The following is a 22,921-nucleotide window of genomic DNA, read 5'->3' as shown; positions in this document are numbered from 1 at the left end:
ATGACGACCTATAAGGATGCTGGTGTTAACATTGAAGAAGGTTATAAATCTGTAAAGCTTATGAAGGAATATTCAGCCAACACTTTTATTCCCGGTGTACTGAATGGACTTGGGAGTTTTGCAGGTATGTTTGAATTGGGAAAATACGAGAATCCGGTGCTTGTCTCTGGAACTGATGGAGTTGGAACAAAATTAAAGATAGCTTTTCAGATGGGTATATATGATACAGTTGGAATAGACTGCGTTGCCATGTGTGTAAATGATATTTTATGCCATGGAGCAAAGCCCATTTTCTTTTTGGATTATTTAGCCTGTTCCAATTTACAGGCAGAAGTTGCTTCAGATTTAGTCAAAGGTGTATCTGAGGGATGCATTCAGGCAGGATGTGCGTTGATTGGCGGTGAAACAGCTGAAATGCCTGGATTTTATGCTAAAGGCGATTATGACATGGCGGGTTTTGCAGTGGGAATTGTGGAGAAGGATGATATAATAAATGGAAGCAAAGTAAAAGAAGGAGATACACTTATAGGTATAGCTTCCAGTGGAGTTCACAGCAACGGTTATTCTCTTGTGAGAAGCCTTATAAAAAATTTTGATGATAGTTTTGGTGACAGTACTCTGGGAAAGGTACTTCTGACTCCTACCAGGATATACGTAAAGCCTGTGTTGAAATTATTGGAGAAATTTGATATAAAAGCCATGGCTCATATAACAGGCGGAGGCTTTTTTGAAAATGTACCCAGAATGTTCAAAGGAGACTTTACAGCGGTTATTCATAAAAACAGCTATGAGATCCCGGAGATATTCAAGTATATAATGGACTTGGGAGTAGATGAGCAGCATATGTACAACACCTATAATATGGGCATAGGTTTTGTACTCTGTGTAGATCCCGGGGACTCTGAGAATATAATATCCGAGCTTGAGAAAATGGGTGAAAGTGCATACATAATAGGCAGTGTAAAAAGAGGGGAAAAGAAAGTATGTTTAAAATAGCGGTTTTGGCTTCCGGCGGCGGGACGGATTTTCAGTCCATAATAGATGGAGTGGAAAGCGGATATCTTAAAAACTGTGAGATTGAAATCCTGATAACGGATTGCCCGGACATATATGCTCTTGAGAGAGCCGAAAAGCACGGTATTAAATGCAAAGTGCTGGATAGAAAAATTTACGGGGGCAGCATATCGGATGAAATATTGAAGCTGCTGCAGGGCAAAGTTGATTTGATAGTGTGTGCAGGATGGCTTTCCATACTCAAAGGAAAACTGATCTCAAAATTTGAAAATAAAATAATAAATATACATCCTTCCCTCATACCTTCCTTTTGTGGGGATGGAATGTATGGCATCAAGGTACATGAAGCTGCAATTAGAAAAGGTGTCAAGATATCCGGATGCACTGTACACTTTGTAGATACGGGTACCGACAGCGGTCCCATAATTTTTCAAAAAGCAGTACCGGTGTATTTTGAAGATACCGCTGGGGAACTTCAAAAGAGAATACTTAAAGAGGAACATATAGCTCTTCCCAAAGTTATCAGACTTATTTCTGAAAACAAAGTGTCGGTAAAACAGGGAAGAGTTGAGATCTGCAAATAAATAATTGGAGGCGCAAGTTATGATAAAACGTGCACTTATAAGTGTCTATAACAAACAGGGACTATTGGAACTGGCACAGTTTTTGACCGGCAGAGAAGTGGAAATAATATCTACTGGAGGAACCTACAGATATCTGGTGGAAAATAATATAAAAGTTACGGAAGTATCAGAAGTCACTGGATTTGATGAAATATTGGACGGAAGGGTCAAAACGCTTCATCCCGCAATACATGCAGGTATACTTGCCAGAAGAGACAACAAAGCACACATGGACACTATAAAAAGCAAGAACATACTTCCAATAGATATGGTTGTTGTAAATTTGTATCCTTTTTTTGACAAGGTATGTGACAACATAAGTTTTGATGAAAAAATAGAGTTTATAGATATAGGCGGACCAACTATGATAAGGGCTGCAGCTAAAAATTTTAAGGACGTAATAGTGGTTACGGATGTGGAGGATTATTCTCCAATAATTGAAGAAATAAAATCTTCAGGGGATGTAAGATATGAATTGAGAAGAAAACTGGCGGGAAAGGTATTTAACCTTATGTCAGCTTATGACGGAGCAATAAGCAATTTTCTGCTGGAAGAGGAATATCCTGAATACTTGAGTCTCTCTTATAAAAAATCTGAAGATTTAAGATATGGAGAAAATCCACACCAGAGTGCGGCCTATTATACAGAAACTGTGGGAAAAGCTCCTATGAAGAATTTTGAGCAGTTAAGCGGGAAAAAACTTTCTTACAATAACATGAGAGATATGGATATGGCCTGGAAAGCAGTGAATGAATTTGATCAAATATGCTGTGTGGCTGTGAAGCACAATACTCCTTGTGGTGTGGCAATTGGAAAGGATCTCCATGAAGCCTATGTAAGAGCCTATGAATGTGATCCCACTTCCATATTTGGAGGAATTATAGCTTTAAATAGGAAGGTGGATGTAAAAACTGCTGAAGAGATAGTAAAAATTTTTGTGGAAATAGTCATAGCACCTGATTTTGACGGGGATGCAGTTGAAGTGCTGGAGCAGAAAAAGAATTTGAGAATAATAAAATGTGAAGCCAGGCCCACAAATGACTATGAAATAGCAAAACTTGACGGAGGAATACTTGTTCAATCAGCTGATACAAAACTTGTGGATGTAATGAAAGTTGTAACTGAAAAGAAGCCTTCAAAAGAGGAAATGGACAATTTGATATTTGGAATGAAAGTCTGCAAATATGTGAAATCCAATGCAATTGTAGTAGTTAAGGATTTTATGGCAAAGGGAATCGGCGGAGGGCAGGTAAATAGGATATGGCCTGCCTGTCAGGCTCTTGACAGGGCAAAGGATGGAGTTGTGCTTGCATCTGATGCCTTCTTTCCCTTTAACGATGTGGTAGTGGAGGCTGCTAAATATGGCATAAAGGCCATAATTCAGCCCGGCGGTTCCATAAGAGATGAGGATTCTATAGAAGAGTGCAATAAAAATGGAATATCCATGGTGTTTACAGGAACAAGACATTTCAAACATTAGTTTTAAACAGAAAGGGGTAATCAAGCAGTGAAGGTGCTTGTTATAGGTTCAGGTGGAAGGGAACATGCTATTTGCTGGAAGATAGCTCAAAATCCCAGAGTGGATAGAGTATTTTGTGCTCCAGGGAATGGCGGTATAGAAATAGAAGACAAGTGCAGTAATCTGAATATAACAGATATAGATGAACTTAGGGATTTTGCATCAGAGGAAAAGGTGGCTCTTACCGTAGTTGGCCCTGAAGTTCCGCTTACAGAGGGAATTGTGGATAAATTTAAAGAGAAGGGTCTAAGTATATTTGGCCCTTCTTCAAAAGCTGCACTGCTGGAGGGAAGTAAAATTTATTCCAAAAATTTCATGAGAAAATATGGAATTAAAACTGCAGAATATGCAGATTTTGATGATATAGATAAGGCTCTTGAGTACATTGAAAACTGCAGCTATCCTGTAGTTGTGAAAGCAGATGGATTGGCAGCAGGAAAAGGTGTATCCATATGTGAAAATTACGGGGAAGCAAAAACTGCATTGGAAAATTTCATGATAAAAGATGTATTTAAAGGGGCGGGGAAGAAAGTGATTGTTGAAGAATTTCTGCAGGGAGTGGAAGCTTCAATATTGACTGTAACAGATGGAAATACCATTATCCCCTTTATATCCTCAAAGGATCATAAACAGATTTATGACGGCGGCAGGGGACCAAATACAGGTGGTATGGGAGCCATAGCTCCCAATCCCTATTGCAGTGAAGAAGTGCTTGAAGACTTTGAAAAAAATATAATGCTCCCAACTTTAAAAGGAATACAGCAGGAAAATTTGGATTATACAGGAATAATTTTTTTCGGAATAATGATAACTAAAAAAGGTGTCTATCTTTTAGAGTACAATGTGAGAATGGGAGATCCTGAGACTCAGGCAGTGCTGCCCCTTATGAAAAGTGATTTTGTGGATCTCATTCAGGCTGCTGTTTCAAAAAAGCTTTCAGATTTCAAGCTGGAGTGGAAAGAGGGTGCCTGCTGCTGTGTGGTGGCGGCTTCTAAAGGATACCCTGCAAAATATGAAACCGGATTTGAAATAAATGGTTTTAAAAAGGAAAATAATATTTTTGCAGCAGGTGTAAAAAAAGAAGACGGAGTTTTTAAAACATCAGGAGGAAGGGTTCTAGTAACTTATGGAATTGGTGCCAGCCTGGAGGATGCCGTTGAATATGCCTATGAAAATTTGAAAAAGGTAAGCTTTAATGGAATGTATTTCAGGAAAGACATAGGAAAGTAATTAAATATTAAATTTTGGGGGGTTTTCGGTTTTATCCGAAAACCCTCCATTAATTGTGAATTGTAAACTGTACATTGTAAAAAGGGTCAGCTTTTTAATTTATTGTTACATAATATTTTTAAGGTGGAAATAATCTTGGGATAATAGTAAAATAGAAAATAGTTCTTATCTTATGGAGGTTATTTTAATATGGGTAATACGAGAAGAAGAAAAAAGAAAAAAAAGAGATCTTCTTTCAAATTGTTTTTTATATTTATGATCTATGAGCTTGTAGTGATTACGGTTACTGCCCCTCTGCTTGTATTTTATGGTCCATTTAAGAATGTGAGAAATCAAATAGTAGGAACAGCTATGGCAACTTTTACCCATCAGTATATAGCCACTTTATTTTTGTCAAAAGACAAGATAAATGAAATACTTCAGGAAGGTAAAGCTGGTCAGACTACCAGTGCGGAAGCTGAAAATCCCAATGAAGTAAATATAGCTCATGCTGGTGATAAGAGTATAAAGAGATATGACATAGATACTTCCAAATTCAACGGCTATATTCTTGAAATAGATGATCCTAAAAGGATACGTATAGGGTATACCAGCAAACTCAAGGAAGTTGGAGAGAGAACCAGTGAAATAGCAAAGAGAAATGGAGCGGTGGCGGCTATAAATGGAGGAGGATTTTCAGACAAAACCAGCAGTGGAAAGCTGTGGGTGGGAACAGGAGCTTATCCTGATGGAATTGTAATATCCGGCGGCAAGCTCGTATACAGCGATGTGAATCCCGATGAAAAAATAAATGTAACGGCTTTTACTTCAACTGGAAGGCTTATAGTGGGAGATCATACGTTGAATGAACTGCTTTCCCAGGGTGTGACAGAAGCTATTTCTTTCAGAAATTCTCTTATAATAAATGGAAAAACCGTAGCTGTACAAAATGAAGGACTAAATCCCAGAACGGCCATAGGACAAAAATCGGATGGAACCATAGTCATGCTGGCCATAGACGGAAGAAAGGGGCTCAAGATGGGAGCTTCCCTGAAAGATGTGCAGAATATACTTCTCAAACAGGGAGTTGTAAATGCAAGCAATCTGGATGGAGGGTCTTCTACTACCATGTATCTAAACGGGGAGGTCATAAACAATCCAAGTGACTGGAACGGGGAGAGAACTGTAGCTACAGCTATATATGTAAAACCCTAGAGGAGAGTGGATGATGAAAAACTTTAAGAGAATAATTATGTGGACTCTGATACCTGTGGCTATAGAATTAATAGGACTTTTGTTCCTTAATCAGTTTTATTTCAATGGAGAGGCAAATTTCAACATAAAAAAAGTTGATATTTCATCAAAACAGGCAGAGCATAAAATAAAAGTGAAAATACCGGAGGATGCGGAGCAGATCAAAGTGGCAAGCAGTGGAAATTACATATCTTATTATGACGGTCAGTCGCTGCAGGTGGTTGACACCGTCAAGAATGATGTAAAGCAGGTTGATCTTGAAAATGAATTCTCCTATTACACCTGGAATCTGGATACCGATGACATGTTTATAGCTGAAAAGACAAAAGCAGGAGGAAATTCAAGCAATTTAAAATTTGAATCGTATGATGCAAAACGTGATGAAATATACCCGCTGAAAAATTTGGAGAAGAATCAGGATCTTTCCATATTGCTGCCGGATGATTCTTATGAGGTCAAGCGTGTGGCTTTTTCAGGGCCAAGCAACGTGGCTTATGTGATGAGCGGCGGTAATGAAGAGACAAATGGCAGAATATATAGGATAGATGTGATGATAAGAATGAATTTAGTTAATTTTGGAAGATGCAAACTTGGGAATATAGCAGCTGTAAATAATGAGAATGGTGATGAACTCATATATGAAGATAGAACCTACAACAGAATCAGAACTGGAAGGGGAGGAGTAATAGCAACAGGGGAAAATGCCATGCATTATCTTTTAAATACAGATGAAAACAATAATATATACATAGGGAACGGCGAAAACAACAAGATCAATAAAATATTCATAAGCAATCTGGATGTGGACAAAAAAAAGGTGTATACTCTGCCTTCCTACGTGAGCAAAGACAACATATACGTTACCAGAGGCAGGAGAATATATGTGAATAATCCAGAAGCAGGTGAAGTAAAGGAACTGACTACGGGAAAGGTTACTAAATATGTAGGAAAATTCGTATCTGTATATGAATATGGTGTGATAAGCCAAAATGGGAATAAACTGGTAAACAGTTTGTTTTAAGAAGGGCATATTGCCATCAGTATAAATGCAGTTTTATGCTGGTGGCAATATGTTTCAGCTGATGTTCAAATCCATTATTTTGATTTGAAATAACACTAAATTTATGGACACTTCAAAAGGCACCGACTTAAAATAGATAGCTTCACTAAGCTGGTGTATTTATGCCTTCATATCTGCTCTTGCTGCAATATAGGCTTCGTGATAAATTGCTGTTGTTTCATCATAAAACTGATCTTCTGCTTTTGTGTGTCCCTCTGCCCATCCAGTATTAGAGCTGTAAGATAAAACTTCGTCACCATTTTGATCATAAATAAACATAGATGATCCACTTGCACCAACGCACATTTGCCCTGTGAAAGGTAATCCAGTAATCCTAAAAAAGTATGGTAAGCCATTTGTATATATTGCTTTCTTTAATATAGGTGTCATTAATGAGATAAGCTTTGAACGATCAGGAGATATATGTTGTTTTTTATAAGAATTGATATAGGATATATAATCATTTCCCATGTACACACTTTTTGCCGCACCTTTCTGTGCCATTTCCTGAATTTTTTTCACAACACTATCTGGCAAAGAAACTGTATTTTTCTTTTCGGAAGTAGCAGAAGTACTTTCAGTAGAAGTACCTTTATCTGTCTAAATAATTTAAACCCTAGGTCATTAATTGGGCCTGGGGCTTATGAAAATTTATTCTTAATAATAGGTATATTTTATTTTTATAATTATTCTTTAGGTAACTTTTTAACCAATATCTTATTTATTCTTTTTCTGTCACATTTTAATATAATAAAATTATAGTTATTATAAGTTATATTATCATTTATTTTTGGATATGATTTTAATCGTGAATAAATCCATCCGCCAATAGTATCAATATTTTCAACTTCAATATCTAGATTTAATAATTCATTGATATCTTCTATAGGAACTTTTCCATTAATAATATAGTTATTATCTTTAGTTCTATTTATTTCATTTTCATCTTTATCAAATTCGTCTTGTATTTCACCGACAATTTCTTCCAACACATCCTCAATAGTTACCAATCCAGACGTACCGCCAAATTCGTCAATAACTATAGCCATCTGTGATTTTTCGCTTTTAAATATTTTTAATAATTCGCCTATTGGCATGAATTCTGGAACAAATTTAACTTCTCGAATAATATTTTCAATATTTTTATCATTACCTTCAATTTTTTGCTTGTATAAATCTTTAATATGTATAAAGCCAATAATATTATCTTTATTGCCTTTACATACCGGATATCTAGTTAGATGTTTTTTTAAAGTAAATGATATAATATTATCAAATGAATCTTCTATAAATATACATACCATATCAGTACGAGGCATCATTATTTCTTTTACATCCTTATCTGAAAAATCAAATATATTATCAACAAATGTTAGTTCAGTTTTATCAATTAAGCCTTGATTATAACTGTCTTTAGCTAGTAGCTTTATTTCCTCATCAGTATGAGCCGCCTCATGCTCATCATTTTGTGAAATCCCAAATATTTTCAAGACGAGATTGGTGCTATGATTGAAAATCCACATTATAGGATATGTTATTTTATAAAATATTATAAGCGGAAATGCTGTATACATAGCTATTTTTTCTGCATTTATAATTGCTAACGATTTAGGTGCTAGTTCACCAAGTACAATGTGAAAGGCTGTTATAATTGAAAATCCTAAAATAAATGAAATAGAATATATAATGCTTTCTGGCATATTAAACAAATTGAATATTGGTATTAAAATATGAGAAATAGTAGGTTCTCCAATCCATCCCAGGCCTAAGGATGCCAAAGTTATTCCCAGCTGACATGCAGATAAATATAAATTTAGATTTCTGATAACTGTTAAAATGTGATTAGCACTTTTGTTTCCTTCAAGGACTAATGTTTCTATTCTAGATTTTCTGACTTTTACCATAACAAATTCTGTAGCCACAAAAAAAGCATTCATAAAAATGAGTAAAAATACAACAATAGTATTTATTAAAATATTCATATATTCTTACCCCGTTTTGATATTACTGCATTTATTTTTTTATATGGCGAAGATGATTCTGAAAATATAAGAAAATTGTTTATATATACCCTAATATGACTTAAGATATTTTGTAATATTGTAATATTGATATGCGCCGGGTCGGGCTCTGACTGCATTAAATATTCCTCCTTAAAATATAAAAATTTTTTTGCTTATAATATAAATATATTATCATATGATTGAAACTTTTGCTATAAAAGATTTATAGTATAAAGTTCATCCGTTGGAAGAAGGTTGGAACCCTTTAGAGAAGAGGCTAAGGAAAATGGATACTGAAGATTATAGAGTATTTTAGCTACCAAGGGTATTCATTTGACATACTAAAATAAATAATAAACCCTCAGCTCCGGGGGTTTATACGTTGTAAAGGTTAAAAGATTATATGAAATTAAGAATATTTTTTAGTTACTTTTTATTTTGACCTAAAATAATATAATTTTCCATCTTCTATAGAATAATTTATGAGTTTATTATTGTATAAATATGATATGAAAGCGGATACTCCGCTTAAGTTTAAATGATATTCATAAAAATCAAGAGATAGATTATTCAATATAGTTATGTTTTCCAGTATATCCTCTCTGGTTAAGGGCTGCTCCAGAAGCTCCAGAATTTCATCTTCATAGCTGTGTATGTTGGATATATTTTTATCTGCCAGCTCAGAAATTTCTTTCTTGTCAAGTAACTTTTTAGAATGGGCTATCAGAAAATAGTCCGCATCTATATCTTTTATTTTGGCCAAAGATGACAAACTGTCCTCTATGTTGTATAAATACGGGAAAGAATATTTATCCAGTATTTCGCTGCTGAATATAGAGTCTCCCAGAAAGCACACCTTTTCAGGTGTTACTATTCCTATGTGTTCTATGGAATGTCCCGGCAGTGCTATGATGGTAAATTTCTCCTCATTGAGTTTGTTCACTCCATAATCGAGGATAAAATCAACGTCTATGGGTTTGTTGCTTCTGCTGAAGGCCCTGGACGGATAGGAAGATGAGAGCATGGATGAGAAAAGTTCTTCATTTTCCATAAATAATTTTTCTTTTCTGGAGGTGTATACCAGACAACCTGGATAGTTCTTTTTAAAGTATAAATTACCACCGCAGTGATCCAGGTGACTGTGGGTATTTATTATAAATTTGGGATGGAGATTTTTTACTGTAAGCAGATTATCTATTTTTTTGGCCTCACTGTTATTTATACCTGTATCTACAATCAGACAATTCTTGTTTTTGAATACAAATATACCACAATTTGTTGGCCCGTCTATATAATAGGTGTTTCCCTTTATTTTATTTAAGTTCATTTTTAGTGACACTTCCCCCTTGAAATTTAAATATCAAATCTGTTTGATTTCCGAGCAAACTTAAAATCTTCATTTAATGATAACATATTTTACTTGAATTTTGAAATTTATGTGTTATGATGATATAATTTTTAATAAGTGTTTGATCAAAATATTTGATATGGAGGTATTTTTATATGGATTCAACGATAACAGGCCTGTTGACTCTTTTAGGATTTATGGGTATTATTCAGGGGCTGGGGATGAAATACAGCAAATCCGTGCGAAAAAAGTTTATGCTGGATGCAGAAGGTGTGGACAAAAAATATGTTAATTTTAAGATCAATTTCCTTATTGTAATGGGAGTGGTGATATTGCTCTTTGAACTTGTTACATATTTTTATCCTCAAATAGGCACTCAAATGGAAATACTGCTGTCTGCATTTTTACTTCTGGCTATTACCTCGGATTTTATATATAAAAAAACCAGAAACAAGAGAAAAAATAAATAGATGGTATATTATTTGAGATCAAAGATTTTTCATAGCACAGAGCTCTCGATTGGGACATCGGGAACAATCATGGTCTTTTTTACTTAAGGGTAAGTTTTTATCAGCTCCGTATACGTATGCCATGGAATGGTTGGAGGAGAGCATAAAGCCTTCTGTTACAGTTAAATTCAAAAAATTTTCAGCATCTAACTTTTCAAGTATGTTTTTTTGGTATTCAAGGGGCAGTTCTCCATCACCAGGTGATATTCTGCAGCTTAATCCCAAATTTAACTCTTTGGATTTGTTATAAATATGGTTGAAAAGCTGGGAACTTGCTTCAAACAAATAGGAAGTGAGCATTGCATCCATTACCATTCCTTTTTTCATGTCCCCATAAGAAAAAAATTCATTTATTTTTTTATTGCAGTCATCTCCCAGGGTTATGATACAGTATACTATATGGCTGTAATTTTTCATGATTTCATAATGAAAATTATTATCTTTTTTTTCTATACTGAATACGCCTGATGGTTCTGCTGCTTCGTACACTGTGGGAAGCAGCAGGCTGTATAAACTTTTTATTTCTTCTTCTCCTAATATTTCACCATAGGATTTTAAAGTTTGAAATATCTGGGCTTTATTTAATTTAAAATCAAAATCCAATATTACTTCCATACTGATTTTCCTCCACTATATAGATATACTTACATTATACAACATCAATTTTAATAATGCTAAGTTGAATCTTTAAAAATGGTATGATATACTAAACTTAATTTAGTGGAAATAATTTTTATATAATGGGAATATATTAAATTGTGTAAATACAGATCTGCTGTAATTTGAGAAATAAGTGGACACTTCTTTTTTATCTAATAGAGAATATAATAGCACATCAATACATTTATGCTTTACCAGCTTCAGGCAAGTATTAGCTTTAGTGTAGATAATGCATTTAAACAATCTTCTCTTTCATCTGTCAGCATTACCTGGATTGATGTTCCTAGAAGTGTTCCCAGTATCAGCCTGGATGATGAAAGTGAAGAATATGTTTTTAATTTTTCATGATTTGCAGAGTTATTTACTATATACTTTTCAATTAATTTAGTTAGTCCGTCAAAAAGCTCTTTAAGGAGTTTTTTTAGGGACTCTGACCAAAGTGCCATACTGGCTAAATCAAAAAGAATTTTAAATAATTCAGGTTTATTACTCAGCATTTCTTTGAAATATTTTATCAGATATACTGAACTTTCACTTCCTGTAGTACCTTTTTTTAAATTATCTTCAATTTCACTAAAATATTTCTCAGATAACATTTCCACCACTTTTTTGAATAATCCTTCTTTATTCTTATAATAATAATTCAATTGGCTCAGAACAACACCAGCTTCATTTGCAATATCTCTTAAGGAAACATTGGCATATCCTTTTGTGGAGATACATTTAAAAGCTGCATTCAATATTCTTTCAGCCTGATTATTATTTTTAACCTTTTCACCCATTTGATTTCAACTCCTATATAGCTTATATATATAAACTACCTTATCAGCAAATTAAATAATTTTATAAATATATATTAGCATACTGAAATAAATTTTTAAATTGGAGTTAGATATTCTTTCTCATATCTTTTAATATTACTGTTAGGTATATATTTTTCCTATATCTTTAATATAATTTTTAGTGCCCCTGAAGCAGGTTTCCGTAAAAGCGCAGTATTTATCTATGAAAGATATCACAAATGATTCCTTGTATTTTGGAAATTTCAAAGTCAACGGCCACATATGTTTTACTATTATATCTTTTTCTACATCATTTAAATTAAAATACATGTTTGCATTTTTTAATGCCAGAGCAGGGTGGGTGAAGGCATGTAATCCATTTGCAGGCTTTGATGTGTGCCAGTCGTATAAAAATAAATCATGGAGCAGGCCTCCTCTGGCTGCAAAACGATAATTGAATTTTAAATATTTGCATAGTATATAGCTTTTGTAGGAAACATTGATACAATGTTCAAGGCATGACAAATTACTGTGCTGTACAAAATTCTGCATGGATAAGACAACGGGGCTGGTAATCAAGTCTTCAACACATTGTCTGTATTCAGCATTAAGATCAAATTTAGAATATATTTTTAAACGCAATTTTGATTTTATATATTTTATCATTTACCGCACCTCTGATATTTTGATTTGCCATTTCTAAAATTAAAATCATTATTCTAGGACATGCTTTTAAGAATCTTTCATATTTCATTATTTTATTGTAGTAAATACTTAAAGGAAAATTTAAATATTTGATAATTATATTTCTAAGCTTCAATGCATCAATTGTAGACTTTACTGTATCCAGCATAAAATAGATGATTGAAAATAATACAATATAAGTTTTGGCTTTAGCAGGAACATACAAAAAAGCTGAGGATATCAATGGCTGAATTATTTGAATTACAAGAAATGCAAGTATTCCCCATAGCAACGAATATTTTAGACATATATATCCTCTGATATTTGCATAGTTGTCGCTGTAATCCCACCATTTGCAGTTAAAAAGTTTTTCTAAAATAAAGCCGGTTGTATATTCCAATAATGTAACCATGACAACGGATAATAAAATGCCTGCAGGTATAGAATAATTTTCAGAATAAGTGCCTGTTAGCGATGATATCTGCAATACCAGTACAGCTCCGAGACCATATATTGGACAAAAGGGGCCATTTAAAAATCCTCTGTTGACAAAGCTTTTTCTATTTATACTTGCAAAAGTGGTTTCAATTACCCACCCCAGGAAAGAATAAAAAGTAAAAAATAAAAATAGAGTACTGTAATTATTCATGATATTTCACCTCCAAGCATATCCAGTATACAAAGTACTACAAAAACATTTAATAATTCGTACGTTTGAATGAAAACATTTTATCATATACCTATTGTGTAGTCAATTAAATTTTATTAATTATGTATAAATAAACTGTTAAATATTTGTATTGAATATTTGCACTTTGTATTTTGAGATAAAATGACAGTGCCCGGATGAATTATTTTAGAGACAATATGATAGGGCAGGATAAAATAGAGTAAAAAATTATTGACAAGTACAACTAAATTGACTACAATTAAATTGCAAACAATACTATTTAAAGGAATGGATAAGATATGAATATTTATGATTACAATGTAAAGGATATTAAAGGCAATGATGTTTCGATGAAGGAATATAAAGGAAAAGTATTGCTAATTGTCAATACAGCTACAAAATGCGGATTTACACCACAGTATCAAGGACTCCAGGATTTGTATGAGAGGTATCAGTCTCGAGAATTTGAGATACTTGATTTTCCATGTAATCAATTTGCCAATTAGGCACCAGGAAGCAATGAAGAAATTGCAAGCTTCTGTGATCTTAAATATGGGATTACTTTTAATCAGTTTTCAAAAATTGATGTGAACGGAGAAAATGAAAGTCTGCTATATACTTATCTGAAATCTCAAAAAAGTGGAATTCTGGGAAATAAGATTAAATGGAATTTCACAAAATTTCTTGTGGATCGAGAAGGTAATGTGGTTGAAAGATTTGCACCATCAGCGGCACCTGAAAAAATAGCTATGAAAATAAAGGAGTTACTGTAACAAATATGTGATTATGAAATAAGGAGGAAAATGTGATGAAAATAGCAGTAAGATATTATACAAAGACAGGCAATACGAGGAAACTGGCAGATGCCATAGCAGGAGCAGTAGGTGTAGAAGCAAAAGCAGTAAATGAAAAACTAACGAGTGATGTGGATATATTGTTTCTTGGAAGCTCTGTATATGCTGCAGGCGTGGATGTCCAGGTTAAAAAATTTATTGAGGACATAGATGTTCCTGTTGGTAAGATTGTAAATTTCAGTACTGCAGCAGTCATCAAGTCCACCTATTCACAAATAAAAAAACTTGCAGGTAAAAGGGGAATAAGCGTAAGTGACAAAGAGTACCACTGCAGAGGTTCATTTGGACCTATTCATAGAGGAAAGCCAGATGCTGATGATTTAAATAAAGCAAGTCAATTTGCAAAGTCATTTTTATAAGAAGAGTGGTAAATTTAATTGTTTATAATACGATAGCTTTGTAAAAGGAGTATATACATTGTGAAGAATAGATATGATGTTCTAAAATTAGAGAATCAATTATGTTTTCCAATTTACGCATGTGCCAGGGAAATAGTTAAAAAGTATAAGCCGTTTCTTGATAAAATAGATCTGACATATACACAATATATCACTATGATGGTAATATGGGAAAGAGAAAAGTTGAATGTTAAGGAACTGGGAAGATATCTTTACCTTGATTCTGGTACCCTGACACCTGTTTTAAAAAGGCTGGAATCTAAAGGATACATTACACGTACCCGTTCAAAAGATGATGAAAGAAATCTTCTAGTTGCATTAACTGATCGGGGAGGTAGACTTAAGGAACAGGCAGTTGAAATTCCCATGCAGCTTGGAAAGTGTGTGAAACTGAAGTCAGAAGAGGCAGGACAGCTGTATAATCTGCTTTATAAAATGTTGAACGATATAGCAGAATAATCAAAAATAGGTGATATTATTACAACCTCTGATTTTTCAACTACATATAAGCATGACATGGAAATATATTGACTTTGGTAAAATTTAATATTAAAATTATTTTATTGAACAGTTAGTGAATGAAATGGAGGATTATATGCGTAATACTGAAAAACAATTGACTAATAGGGATTTGCAGGCTATTGAGAGAAAAAAACAACTGCTGGATTCGGCTAAAAAATTATTTGCAAAAAATGGATATTACAATACTCCTGTTCGTTCCATTACTCAAAATATAGGGATGGCAGATGGACTGATTTATCATTATTTTCCAGATGGCAAAATAGAAATTTTGCATACCATATTTAAAGAGGGCTGTGAAGTTTTAACTAATTGTGCAAATGAAACCCTAAATGGAATAAGCGATGAAATAACGTTGAATGAAGTTATGCTCTATTTTTGTAAAAACTTTAGAAAAACTCTTAAATTAGACAGCGATCTGATTGTTATTATGTTTCATGAGAAGGATTTATTTGGAGAAGAAATAAATAGCTTGATTTTACATACATTTGTTAGGATCTGGAATGCTGTAAATAATTTATTAAAGAGAAGAGCCCAAAATGGTGAAATTAAAGAATTGGATTTTGATATGGCTACACATCAGTTTTTGGCTACAGTTTTTAGTACTGTTGTTATGAATCATTTGGCAACCAATATGTCACAGGATAGTAATGATGATTGCATAAAAAAATTATTGGAAGTCAATATGTTACAGGATAATAATGATAATTATAGTTATATAAAAAGATTAGTGGATTTTACAGTAGATTTATGGAAAAAACCAAATTAGTAATTAATTTGGTTTTCATTAAAACAATTTAATTCACTGTATGTTCAATGAATTAATTGGACTGTTAAATTATTTATACGGGAGGGCAAAATGATTATAAAAGAAAAGTTAATTCCTATGATTAAAAAAAAGAAACAAATTTGTATAATTGTATTGGCTGCTGTTGGAATTGTGGCAGTTGTGGGAAGTATTTCTTTAGGTGGGAAAAAGGTTTTAAAAGTTTCGAGTAATACGGATAAGGTTTCTGTAGAGGCGATCAAAGCAAATATGGGTACAGTGGCATCAAAGGAGTCTTTTAATGCTTCATTGGAAACATCTCAAGAAGGAGATATAAGCGGTAAATTAGCGGGTAAGGTAACTCAGGTTTTTTTTCAAAATGGACAAACTGTATCTCAAGGACAAACCTTGGTAAAACTGGATGACACTGATATTAGAAATAATATAAAATCAAATGAAGCACAGCTTGCGGCGGCAGAGGCTCAATTAAAGGCAGCGGAAAGCACAGCCAGCTCTGCACAGCTTGAAGTCAACAAACCTCAGATCGATTTGGAAACTGCCCAAAACAACTATGATAGAACAAAAGCTCTTTATGATCAGGGAGCAGCTGCAAAAGTTGATTTTGAAAATGCCCAGGCCCAGCTAAAAACAGCGCAGAGTGCACTGGAATCAGCAAAAGCCAGTGCACAAGCTTCAAGCAGTTCTGTTGAAACACAAAGAGCTAATATACAAACTGCTCAGACAAATTTGGATAATACGAAAGAATCATTGAAGGATACAGTTATTACAGCTCCAACTAGTGGAATTATAACAGGGAAAAATATTAGTGTAGGTCAGTACATAAGTCCGGGAACAATTTTGGGAAAGGTGGAAACAATATCTCCCATATATGCTGTCATAGACATAAGAGAAAGTAATTTGAGTTATGTAAAACCAGGAGCCAAAGTTAAGTTTAAACTTGATGGTGATAATTTAAAGGAATATGATGGGGTTGTCAAAAGTATTGATGGGGCAGCAGACCCTGCTTCCAGAGCATTTAAATGTAAAATTCAAATTGACAATAAAGATGGTAAACTCAAGCCCGGTGTCTTTGGGAATGTAGAAATTGCTACCAATGAGACAAAAAAAGCTATTGCAGTTCCACTAAAAGCAATAGGGGGAACTGAAGGAAATTACTATGTATTTATAGATGATAATGGTGTGGCAAAAAAACAAAATATAACCATAGGAGAATTTGATAAAGACAATGTAGAAATAAAATCCGGGGTACAAGCAGGTGATTATGTTATTTGTACTAATGTAAGCACTTTACAAGATGGTGATGCTGTAAAGATTGTATCGGAATAGGAGGCCATATTAAATATGTTTTTAACAGATGTCAGTTTAAAAAGACCCGTATTTGCCACAGTAATAATTATTGTTCTATTGACTTTAGGTGTAGTTAGTTATGCAAATTTACCTGTTGACCAGTTTCCAAATGTTGATACTCCAACTGTATCTGCTACAATAACTCAAGCTGGAGCTTCTCCGGATCAAATTGAATCAAAAATAACAAAGAAAGTTGAAGATGCTGTAGGACAGATATCCGGTGTGCAGCATATTAACTCAACCATAACGGAAGGAGTCTCTAATACTGTTATTACGTTTGAATTGGACAAATCTTCAGCTGAGGCATTGCAGGATGTAAAAGACAAGTTATCCAATATTCGTGGTGATTTGCCAAAAGATATTAATGAGCCTGTGGTTTCAAAATACGATGCAAATGCACAACCTATTGTCTCTCTGGCTGTTACCGGCTCTATGTCCAGTAAGGAAATGTCTCAGCTGGTAGATGATGATATTACAAAAAAACTGCAGACTATAAATGGTGTTGGAGCCGTTAATACCTATGGAGAGCAGGAACGGGAGATTCATATAAAACTTGACAAGGAAAAAATGAATTCCTTTAACATTACAATTTCAGAACTTACCAATAGTTTAAGCAGTGATAATATTGATGTGTCAAGCGGCAAGATCTCTGATGGAGATACGGAAATAGGTCTGAGAACCAATTCAGCTGTGAAGAATGTAGATGATTTTCTCAATGTTTTAGTTACCACCCGCAACGGCAGCCAAATTAGACTCAAGGATATTGCAGAGGCCGAAGACGGCAGCAAGGAAAGAGACAGTTTGTCTTTTTATAATGGCAGGGAGGCAATTGGTATTGATATTCTCAAACAATCCAATTCAAATACTGTGCAGGTAGCTGATGCTGTAAAGAAGAAACTCACTGATATTGAAAAAAATTTGCCGTCAGGAGCTAAAATTGAACTTGTTCGTGATAACTCAGCATCCATACGTGATTCAGTCCAAGATGTCCAGAAAACATTGATAGAAGGATGCATACTGGCGGTAGTTGTTGTTTTTGTGTTTCTCAAAAATTTTGTAAGTACTGCAATTGCTGGAATTGCCATTCCGGTATCTATAATTTCCACTTTTGCGATGATGAAGGTTATGAATTTTTCGCTTAATACAGTATCTTTAATGGCCTTGTCAATTGCTGTAGGATTACTTATAGATGATGCCATAGTTGTCATTGAAAATATTGTACGTCATCTGCGTATGGGCAAAAGTGCAATTCAGGCGGCAAAAGATGCTACTTCTGAAATAGGACTTGCAGTTATGGCCACCACTTTTGCATTGGTAGCAGTATTTGTTCCTATTGCCATGATCAACGGCCTGGTGGGAAAGTTTCTGGTACAGTTTGGCTTGACTGTTGCTGCCAGCGTACTGGTGTCATTATTTGTAGCCTTTACTGCAGTACCGCTGCTGTCTTCCAAATACCTGAAAAGTGAAGAAAAGAGAATACCTGTATTAGGAAAGTTTCTGGAATATTTCAATAAAGCATTTGACAAACTGGCCGATTTTTATGCCAGGGGTTTAAAGGTAGCATTGAACCATAGAATTTTAGTTATAATAATACCGTTGATATTGTTAATAGGGAGTTTGCTGCTGGCTACAAAGCTGAATACAGGTTTTATTGCAGCAGGTGACACTGGAGAACTTGATATAGAAGCAAATCTGGATTCAGGTTCCACATTGAATAATGCTTCAAAAATTAATAATAGTATGGAAAGTATTATTAAAAAGAATAGAAATGTAAAATATATATATTCTACAGTTAAAGCGGATAAAGTTGTTCTGCTTGTAAAGATTTCTGATAAACAGAAGAGGAAAGAGGGCATTGATGAAATCGGAGCAGAAATGAGGAAGGATTTGAAAAATATTCCTGGAATCGATCTATCGGTTGTTGTAGGTGGGGGCTTTATTCCGGGTAAACTGGTTCAATATCACATTAAAGGTGATGATTTTACAAAGCTTCAGAAATATGCCTTGAAGGCTGAAAAAGCAATGAAAAATACTCCTGGAGCTGTGGATGTAAGTCTTAGCTATAAGGCTGGAAAACCAGAGGTGGATTTTAATGTGGATCGTGATAAGGCTGCTGATCTGGGAGTAAGTCCAACTGTAATTTCCAGCACATTAAGTACTTTATTCAATGGAACTGTAGTAGGTCAGTATGAAACGGAAAAGGACAGGTATGATGTTCGTGTAGAGCTTCAGGATTCCGATAGGAACAACCTTGACAGTTTAAACGAAATTTATGTGCCCAGTGCAAATAAAGATAAGGATATGATTCCAATTGATCAGGTGACTAAAAAAGTTTTTACTACCTCTTCATCTACTATCAACAGATACGATAAAGAAAGGGAAATTCAATTGACGGCAAATTATGTGGAAGTGTCAGAGGGCGAGTTTAACAAGGCATTTACCAGCAAATTAGGAAGTGAAGCTCCTGTTCCAGGTGGAATAGAATTGTCCGCCGGGGGAATTCAGGAACAGATGACCGAGGGAATGACAGGGCTGGTTGTGGCGCTTGTAATGGGAGTTTTATTTGTATTTCTTGTAATTGCAGCTCAATTTGAAAGCTTCATAGATCCGCTTGCCATTTTGCTTTCACTGCCGCTTGCCATTATAGGTGCTATTTTAGGACTGCTTGTTGGCAACAAGGAGCTGGACATGATGTCCATGATAGGTGTTGTCATGTTGATGGGACTGGTTACTAAAAATGCAATTTTGCTTATTGATTTTACAAAACAAAATTACAGCAGGGGAATGGATTTGAAGGAAGCTTTAATTGAAGCAGGGCGTACGCGTCTGAGGCCAATCATCATGACCACCTTGGCAATGATCTTTGGTATGCTCCCTACAGCACTGGTCAATGGCTCGGGATCGGAACTTCGCGCACCCATGGCTTTTGCAATTATTGGAGGGTTAATTACATCTACGCTGCTGACACTGTTATTTGTACCAGTTGTTTATACATTCTTGAATGATTTTAAGAAGAAGTTTAGAAAAAAGACCACATGATGGATATTAATTCCATCATATGGACCTCTTTAAATGTATTACAACAAGCTGACCTTTTTCCACCGAGAAGGAACAGTTTTCTACTGCAGTAATTGTTACATCTCCAGCGGTGTATTCTTTTTTGACATTTTCAAAATCTATAAACGACATTCAATATCCCTCCAACTTTTGTTAAACAATATGTTGATTATTTTTCTTTAATACAGTATACTAACACTATGGGATAAATACAACAATCATATTGTTAAAAAGTGATAGTTAAAAAACAGATTTTCATGAAACGTTTAATAAATCACAAAATTTTTTAACTTGGGAGAAATTACTATGAAGGAAAAGAAAACCGATAGACGGGTTAAGTACACAAAGATGGTTATAAGGCAAAGCTTTGTCAAATTATTAAAACAGAAACCCATATCTAAAATTTCTATAAAAGAAATTTGTGAAGATGCCGATATTAATCGTGCCACATTTTACGCCCATTATAAAAATCAATATGATTTGCTAAAACAAATAGAAAATGAAACGATCAATGACATAAATCAATACCTGAGCAGTTATGACTTTAAAAGCAAAAATGATGTTCCTGTTGCTGGTATTGAAAGAATTTTAGAATATGTAAAGGAAAATTCACAACTTTTTGATCTCCTGCTTAATTCAAATGGTGATACACACTTTCAACAGGAAATCATAAAAATTATCGGCAAACAGCATTTCATACCAATAAAAGGAAATAATCTTTTGAAAAAGGAAGAATCAGAATATATATTTTATTTTTTAGCAAGTGGTAGTATCTGCACCATTCAAAAATGGCTAAGAGAAGGCATGAAAAAGTCTATTAATGAAATGGCCGAATTGATACTTGGGATATCAATCAACGGTATAAAATTTTTCGAGTGATTTTTAGATGAAATTCAAAGTAACTTACATCAGATAACTTTAAAGATAGGCTATTTGGTATAGTAAATACCAAATAGCCTATAAGTTAGGGAAATTTATATAATATCACACTTTTTTAAAGCATTGACATTAGCATTATTTATAAAGAACTCATTATAACCTTACAACCAATACTTGACAATGAGCACTTCTTGTAACAGACACAGCCACACTTCCCAGTAAAAATTTTGATATTTTGTTTCTACCCCTGTGCCCTATGATTATTAAATCTGAATTCACGCTATCGGCATAAGCTACTATATTCTGCGGTATATTGCCGGAAATAATTTTTTTGCATATGTTTATTCCTGACTTATTGGCTCTCTTCTCTGCTGAATCTTGTGCTTCAGTATAAAATCTTATTCCATCTTTCAACATTCCATCAAATTCAATTTTTGTTTCTACAAAGTCGGGTACGTGAACTACAGATATCAAGTGTAACTTTGAACCAAATTTTCTCTTGAATTCCAGAGCAACATTAAAAGCTTTTTCAGCATATATTGAACCGTCATAAGCTATTACTATATTTTTATACATTTATTCAACCTCCTCACTGCCGGTTTCTTGGTTTTTTATATCTGACATATCTTTATTACTTAAAGGATTAAAAAATTTTTGGGCTATCAAGGTTGGTACTACAGCACTTAAAATTACCGTTGTCACTATAATGGAATACTGTATTTTATTTATAAATCCATGATTAAGACCAAATAGGGCAGATATTGATCCAAAAGTTAGCCCTGTTGCCATAAGTAAAGTGGTGTATATTCCCTCTTTCCTTTTATATCCATACAGTACGGTAAGTGGTCTTATGCCTATATATTTAGTGATGATTTTTACTGTCAGGAAGGCAAGCACTATCCATGCATAATTCACAACATGATAAGAGACGTTACTTCCCGCTTTTAAAAAATAAATATGTCATGGTCTATTTCCGCTCCAGCTTGAAACGTAAGAATTATACTTCCTGCACCTGCGAGAAAATCAATCCACTGATTCGTAGTTAGATTCATAACATTGCCTGCTATAATACCTACTAATATCTCAACTAGTGATATTGAAATACCAGAGTAATATGCTATTCCGCCTGCAATTATAGATAGAACAATCCACTTCGAAAATAAGAGCCACATATTCCTAATTCCCCCCTATAAATTTATTATCTATAAATCATAGGAGTCATTAGCACAAATGTGCATTTTAGACGAGCCCCATCGTCTTTGTTAAAGCATGTATTCTTTTAAAAAAATAAGCATAAAAAAACTTCTACTAACAATAGTAGAAGTCATTAATCACAAAGGATACTTAAAGGCAAACTTCATTGCCTAAGTCTTAATTTATAATTTCATATTACCATAAATTAAGACATATATCAATACATAATACAATCTATATTTGTTAATCTTATCTTCTAAGAGTAGCCGTAATTCTCTTTGGGTTCAGCAGTAACATCAATGCGTCCTCACTGCTTTTTACAACAATGTCAGCCTTTAATAGCGCTTTAGCAGAATAGCCTTCATCACCGACTATAAGGATAGACAGGGCACAGATTTCAAACATTCCAATATCGTTTTTACCATTGCCTATGCATATTGTATAATTGTAAAAATATTGTGATTATATATTATATTAAAGTCAGTATACTTTTTATATAAGAAATCAAAAAATAATTGATATGTTGGTATATATTGCTATGTTTTTTTAGC

24 protein-coding genes, 1 pseudogene and 2 riboswitches are annotated in these 22,921 nt (G+C 34.1%); of the genes and pseudogenes, 14 read left to right on the top strand and 11 right to left on the bottom strand.

Annotated elements, in window-relative coordinates; genetic code table 11:
• The 6 genes from purM (at window position 1) to CLLU_RS12630 (ending at window position 6,640) form a co-directional block, all read left to right on the top strand.
• A complete protein-coding gene (purM, locus tag CLLU_RS12655) occupies window positions 1-996 on the top strand; it encodes a phosphoribosylformylglycinamidine cyclo-ligase (protein WP_106010149.1) in 996 nt (331 codons plus the stop codon).
• Window positions 984-1,598 (top strand): phosphoribosylglycinamide formyltransferase, encoded by a 615-nt coding sequence (gene purN, locus CLLU_RS12650; protein ID WP_106010148.1) that lies wholly within the window; start codon window positions 984-986, stop codon window positions 1,596-1,598. The genes purM and purN overlap by 13 nt, the downstream gene beginning before the upstream one ends.
• Window positions 1,599-1,617: 19 nt before the next feature.
• On the top strand, window positions 1,618-3,117 hold the full coding sequence (purH, locus tag CLLU_RS12645; protein ID WP_106010147.1) for a bifunctional phosphoribosylaminoimidazolecarboxamide formyltransferase/IMP cyclohydrolase: 1,500 nt from the start codon (window positions 1,618-1,620) through the stop codon (window positions 3,115-3,117).
• Window positions 3,118-3,144: 27 nt separating this feature from the next.
• Entirely contained in the window at window positions 3,145-4,386 is a 1,242-nt protein-coding gene (gene purD, locus CLLU_RS12640; RefSeq protein WP_106010146.1) for a phosphoribosylamine--glycine ligase, read from the top strand.
• A 189-nt stretch (window positions 4,387-4,575) separates the two neighbouring features.
• Window positions 4,576-5,580: a phosphodiester glycosidase family protein gene (locus CLLU_RS12635; RefSeq protein ID WP_106010145.1), complete on the top strand. Its 1,005-nt coding sequence runs from the start codon at window positions 4,576-4,578 to the stop codon at window positions 5,578-5,580.
• 13 nt (window positions 5,581-5,593) lie between these two features.
• Window positions 5,594-6,640, top strand: a complete 1,047-nt coding sequence (locus tag CLLU_RS12630) for a hypothetical protein (protein ID WP_106010144.1) — start codon at window positions 5,594-5,596, stop codon at window positions 6,638-6,640.
• Between the two features lie 159 nt (window positions 6,641-6,799).
• Here CLLU_RS12630 and CLLU_RS12625 read toward each other — a convergent pair whose 3' ends face one another.
• The 3 genes from CLLU_RS12625 to CLLU_RS12615 all read right to left on the bottom strand — a co-directional run bounded on the left by CLLU_RS12625 (window position 6,800) and on the right by CLLU_RS12615 (window position 10,009).
• Window positions 6,800-7,216 carry a hypothetical protein gene (locus CLLU_RS12625; protein WP_242977612.1) on the bottom strand — a complete coding sequence of 139 codons (417 nt, stop codon included), beginning with the start codon at window positions 7,214-7,216 and terminating at the stop codon, window positions 6,800-6,802.
• A gap of 149 nt (window positions 7,217-7,365) precedes the next feature.
• Window positions 7,366-8,661: a hemolysin family protein gene (locus CLLU_RS12620; protein ID WP_106010143.1), complete on the bottom strand. Its 1,296-nt coding sequence runs from the start codon at window positions 8,659-8,661 to the stop codon at window positions 7,366-7,368.
• A gap of 454 nt (window positions 8,662-9,115) precedes the next feature.
• Window positions 9,116-10,009, bottom strand: coding sequence for an MBL fold metallo-hydrolase (locus tag CLLU_RS12615; RefSeq protein WP_106010142.1), 894 nt, complete (start codon window positions 10,007-10,009; stop codon window positions 9,116-9,118).
• A 176-nt stretch (window positions 10,010-10,185) separates the two neighbouring features.
• Between CLLU_RS12615 and CLLU_RS12610 the strand changes: the two genes are divergently transcribed.
• The gene (locus CLLU_RS12610; RefSeq protein WP_106010141.1) at window positions 10,186-10,500 is read left to right on the top strand and encodes a hypothetical protein; all 315 of its coding nucleotides are present in this window, start codon (window positions 10,186-10,188) and stop codon (window positions 10,498-10,500) included.
• Between the two features lie 18 nt (window positions 10,501-10,518).
• Here CLLU_RS12610 and CLLU_RS12605 read toward each other — a convergent pair whose 3' ends face one another.
• From CLLU_RS12605 to CLLU_RS12590, 4 genes are all read right to left on the bottom strand, one after another.
• Entirely contained in the window at window positions 10,519-11,154 is a 636-nt protein-coding gene (locus CLLU_RS12605; protein ID WP_106010140.1) for a 5-methyltetrahydrofolate--homocysteine methyltransferase, read from the bottom strand.
• 245 nt (window positions 11,155-11,399) lie between these two features.
• Entirely contained in the window at window positions 11,400-11,981 is a 582-nt protein-coding gene (locus CLLU_RS12600) for a TetR/AcrR family transcriptional regulator (RefSeq protein WP_106010139.1), read from the bottom strand.
• A gap of 141 nt (window positions 11,982-12,122) precedes the next feature.
• Complete coding sequence (locus tag CLLU_RS12595) at window positions 12,123-12,647, bottom strand: HD domain-containing protein (RefSeq protein WP_106010138.1); 525 nt, start codon at window positions 12,645-12,647, stop codon at window positions 12,123-12,125.
• Window positions 12,601-13,314: a putative ABC transporter permease gene (locus tag CLLU_RS12590; RefSeq protein WP_106010137.1), complete on the bottom strand. Its 714-nt coding sequence runs from the start codon at window positions 13,312-13,314 to the stop codon at window positions 12,601-12,603. Before CLLU_RS12590 ends, CLLU_RS12595 begins: the two co-directional genes overlap by 47 nt.
• A gap of 320 nt (window positions 13,315-13,634) precedes the next feature.
• On the opposite strand from CLLU_RS12590, the pseudogene CLLU_RS12585 reads away from it, so the two are divergent.
• From CLLU_RS12585 to CLLU_RS12560, 6 genes and pseudogenes are all read left to right on the top strand, one after another.
• Window positions 13,635-14,108 (top strand): annotated as a pseudogene (locus CLLU_RS12585) (glutathione peroxidase).
• A 35-nt stretch (window positions 14,109-14,143) separates the two neighbouring features.
• Complete coding sequence (locus CLLU_RS12580) at window positions 14,144-14,548, top strand: flavodoxin family protein (RefSeq protein ID WP_106010136.1); 405 nt, start codon at window positions 14,144-14,146, stop codon at window positions 14,546-14,548.
• A gap of 60 nt (window positions 14,549-14,608) precedes the next feature.
• Window positions 14,609-15,046 (top strand): MarR family winged helix-turn-helix transcriptional regulator, encoded by a 438-nt coding sequence (locus CLLU_RS12575; protein ID WP_106010135.1) that lies wholly within the window; start codon window positions 14,609-14,611, stop codon window positions 15,044-15,046.
• A 136-nt stretch (window positions 15,047-15,182) separates the two neighbouring features.
• Window positions 15,183-15,875 carry a TetR/AcrR family transcriptional regulator gene (locus tag CLLU_RS12570; RefSeq protein WP_158255923.1) on the top strand — a complete coding sequence of 231 codons (693 nt, stop codon included), beginning with the start codon at window positions 15,183-15,185 and terminating at the stop codon, window positions 15,873-15,875.
• A 90-nt stretch (window positions 15,876-15,965) separates the two neighbouring features.
• Window positions 15,966-17,219, top strand: a complete 1,254-nt coding sequence (locus tag CLLU_RS12565; protein ID WP_242977611.1) for an efflux RND transporter periplasmic adaptor subunit — start codon at window positions 15,966-15,968, stop codon at window positions 17,217-17,219.
• A 15-nt stretch (window positions 17,220-17,234) separates the two neighbouring features.
• Window positions 17,235-20,279, top strand: a complete 3,045-nt coding sequence (locus CLLU_RS12560; RefSeq protein WP_106010133.1) for an efflux RND transporter permease subunit — start codon at window positions 17,235-17,237, stop codon at window positions 20,277-20,279.
• A 15-nt stretch (window positions 20,280-20,294) separates the two neighbouring features.
• Here the strand turns inward: CLLU_RS12560 and CLLU_RS19340 are convergent, their stop codons facing one another.
• Window positions 20,295-20,429 (bottom strand): hypothetical protein, encoded by a 135-nt coding sequence (locus tag CLLU_RS19340; protein WP_273335062.1) that lies wholly within the window; start codon window positions 20,427-20,429, stop codon window positions 20,295-20,297.
• Between the two features lie 174 nt (window positions 20,430-20,603).
• Between CLLU_RS19340 and CLLU_RS12550 the strand changes: the two genes are divergently transcribed.
• On the top strand, window positions 20,604-21,176 hold the full coding sequence (locus CLLU_RS12550) for a TetR/AcrR family transcriptional regulator (protein WP_106010132.1): 573 nt from the start codon (window positions 20,604-20,606) through the stop codon (window positions 21,174-21,176).
• 153 nt (window positions 21,177-21,329) lie between these two features.
• On the opposite strand, the gene CLLU_RS12545 is transcribed toward CLLU_RS12550, so the two are convergent.
• The 3 genes from CLLU_RS12545 to CLLU_RS18960 are packed head-to-tail and all read right to left on the bottom strand — an operon-like array spanning window position 21,330 to window position 22,348.
• Window positions 21,330-21,752 (bottom strand): universal stress protein, encoded by a 423-nt coding sequence (locus CLLU_RS12545; RefSeq protein WP_106010131.1) that lies wholly within the window; start codon window positions 21,750-21,752, stop codon window positions 21,330-21,332.
• On the bottom strand, window positions 21,753-22,091 hold the full coding sequence (locus CLLU_RS18965) for a cation:proton antiporter domain-containing protein (protein WP_242977609.1): 339 nt from the start codon (window positions 22,089-22,091) through the stop codon (window positions 21,753-21,755).
• Between the two features lie 29 nt (window positions 22,092-22,120).
• Window positions 22,121-22,348: a hypothetical protein gene (locus CLLU_RS18960; RefSeq protein WP_207656001.1), complete on the bottom strand. Its 228-nt coding sequence runs from the start codon at window positions 22,346-22,348 to the stop codon at window positions 22,121-22,123.
• Between the two features lie 33 nt (window positions 22,349-22,381).
• Window positions 22,382-22,443, bottom strand: a riboswitch (Fluoride riboswitch).
• Window positions 22,444-22,487: 44 nt separating this feature from the next.
• Window positions 22,488-22,550, bottom strand: a riboswitch (Fluoride riboswitch).
• Window positions 22,551-22,921 lie beyond the last annotated feature (371 nt).

This window comes from Clostridium luticellarii, assembly GCF_002995845.1.
In the GTDB taxonomy this organism is placed as follows: domain Bacteria; phylum Bacillota; class Clostridia; order Clostridiales; family Clostridiaceae; genus Clostridium_B; species Clostridium_B luticellarii.
Note: the sequence above shows the minus strand (reverse complement) of the source record. Positions and strands in the feature narration are given on the sequence as shown.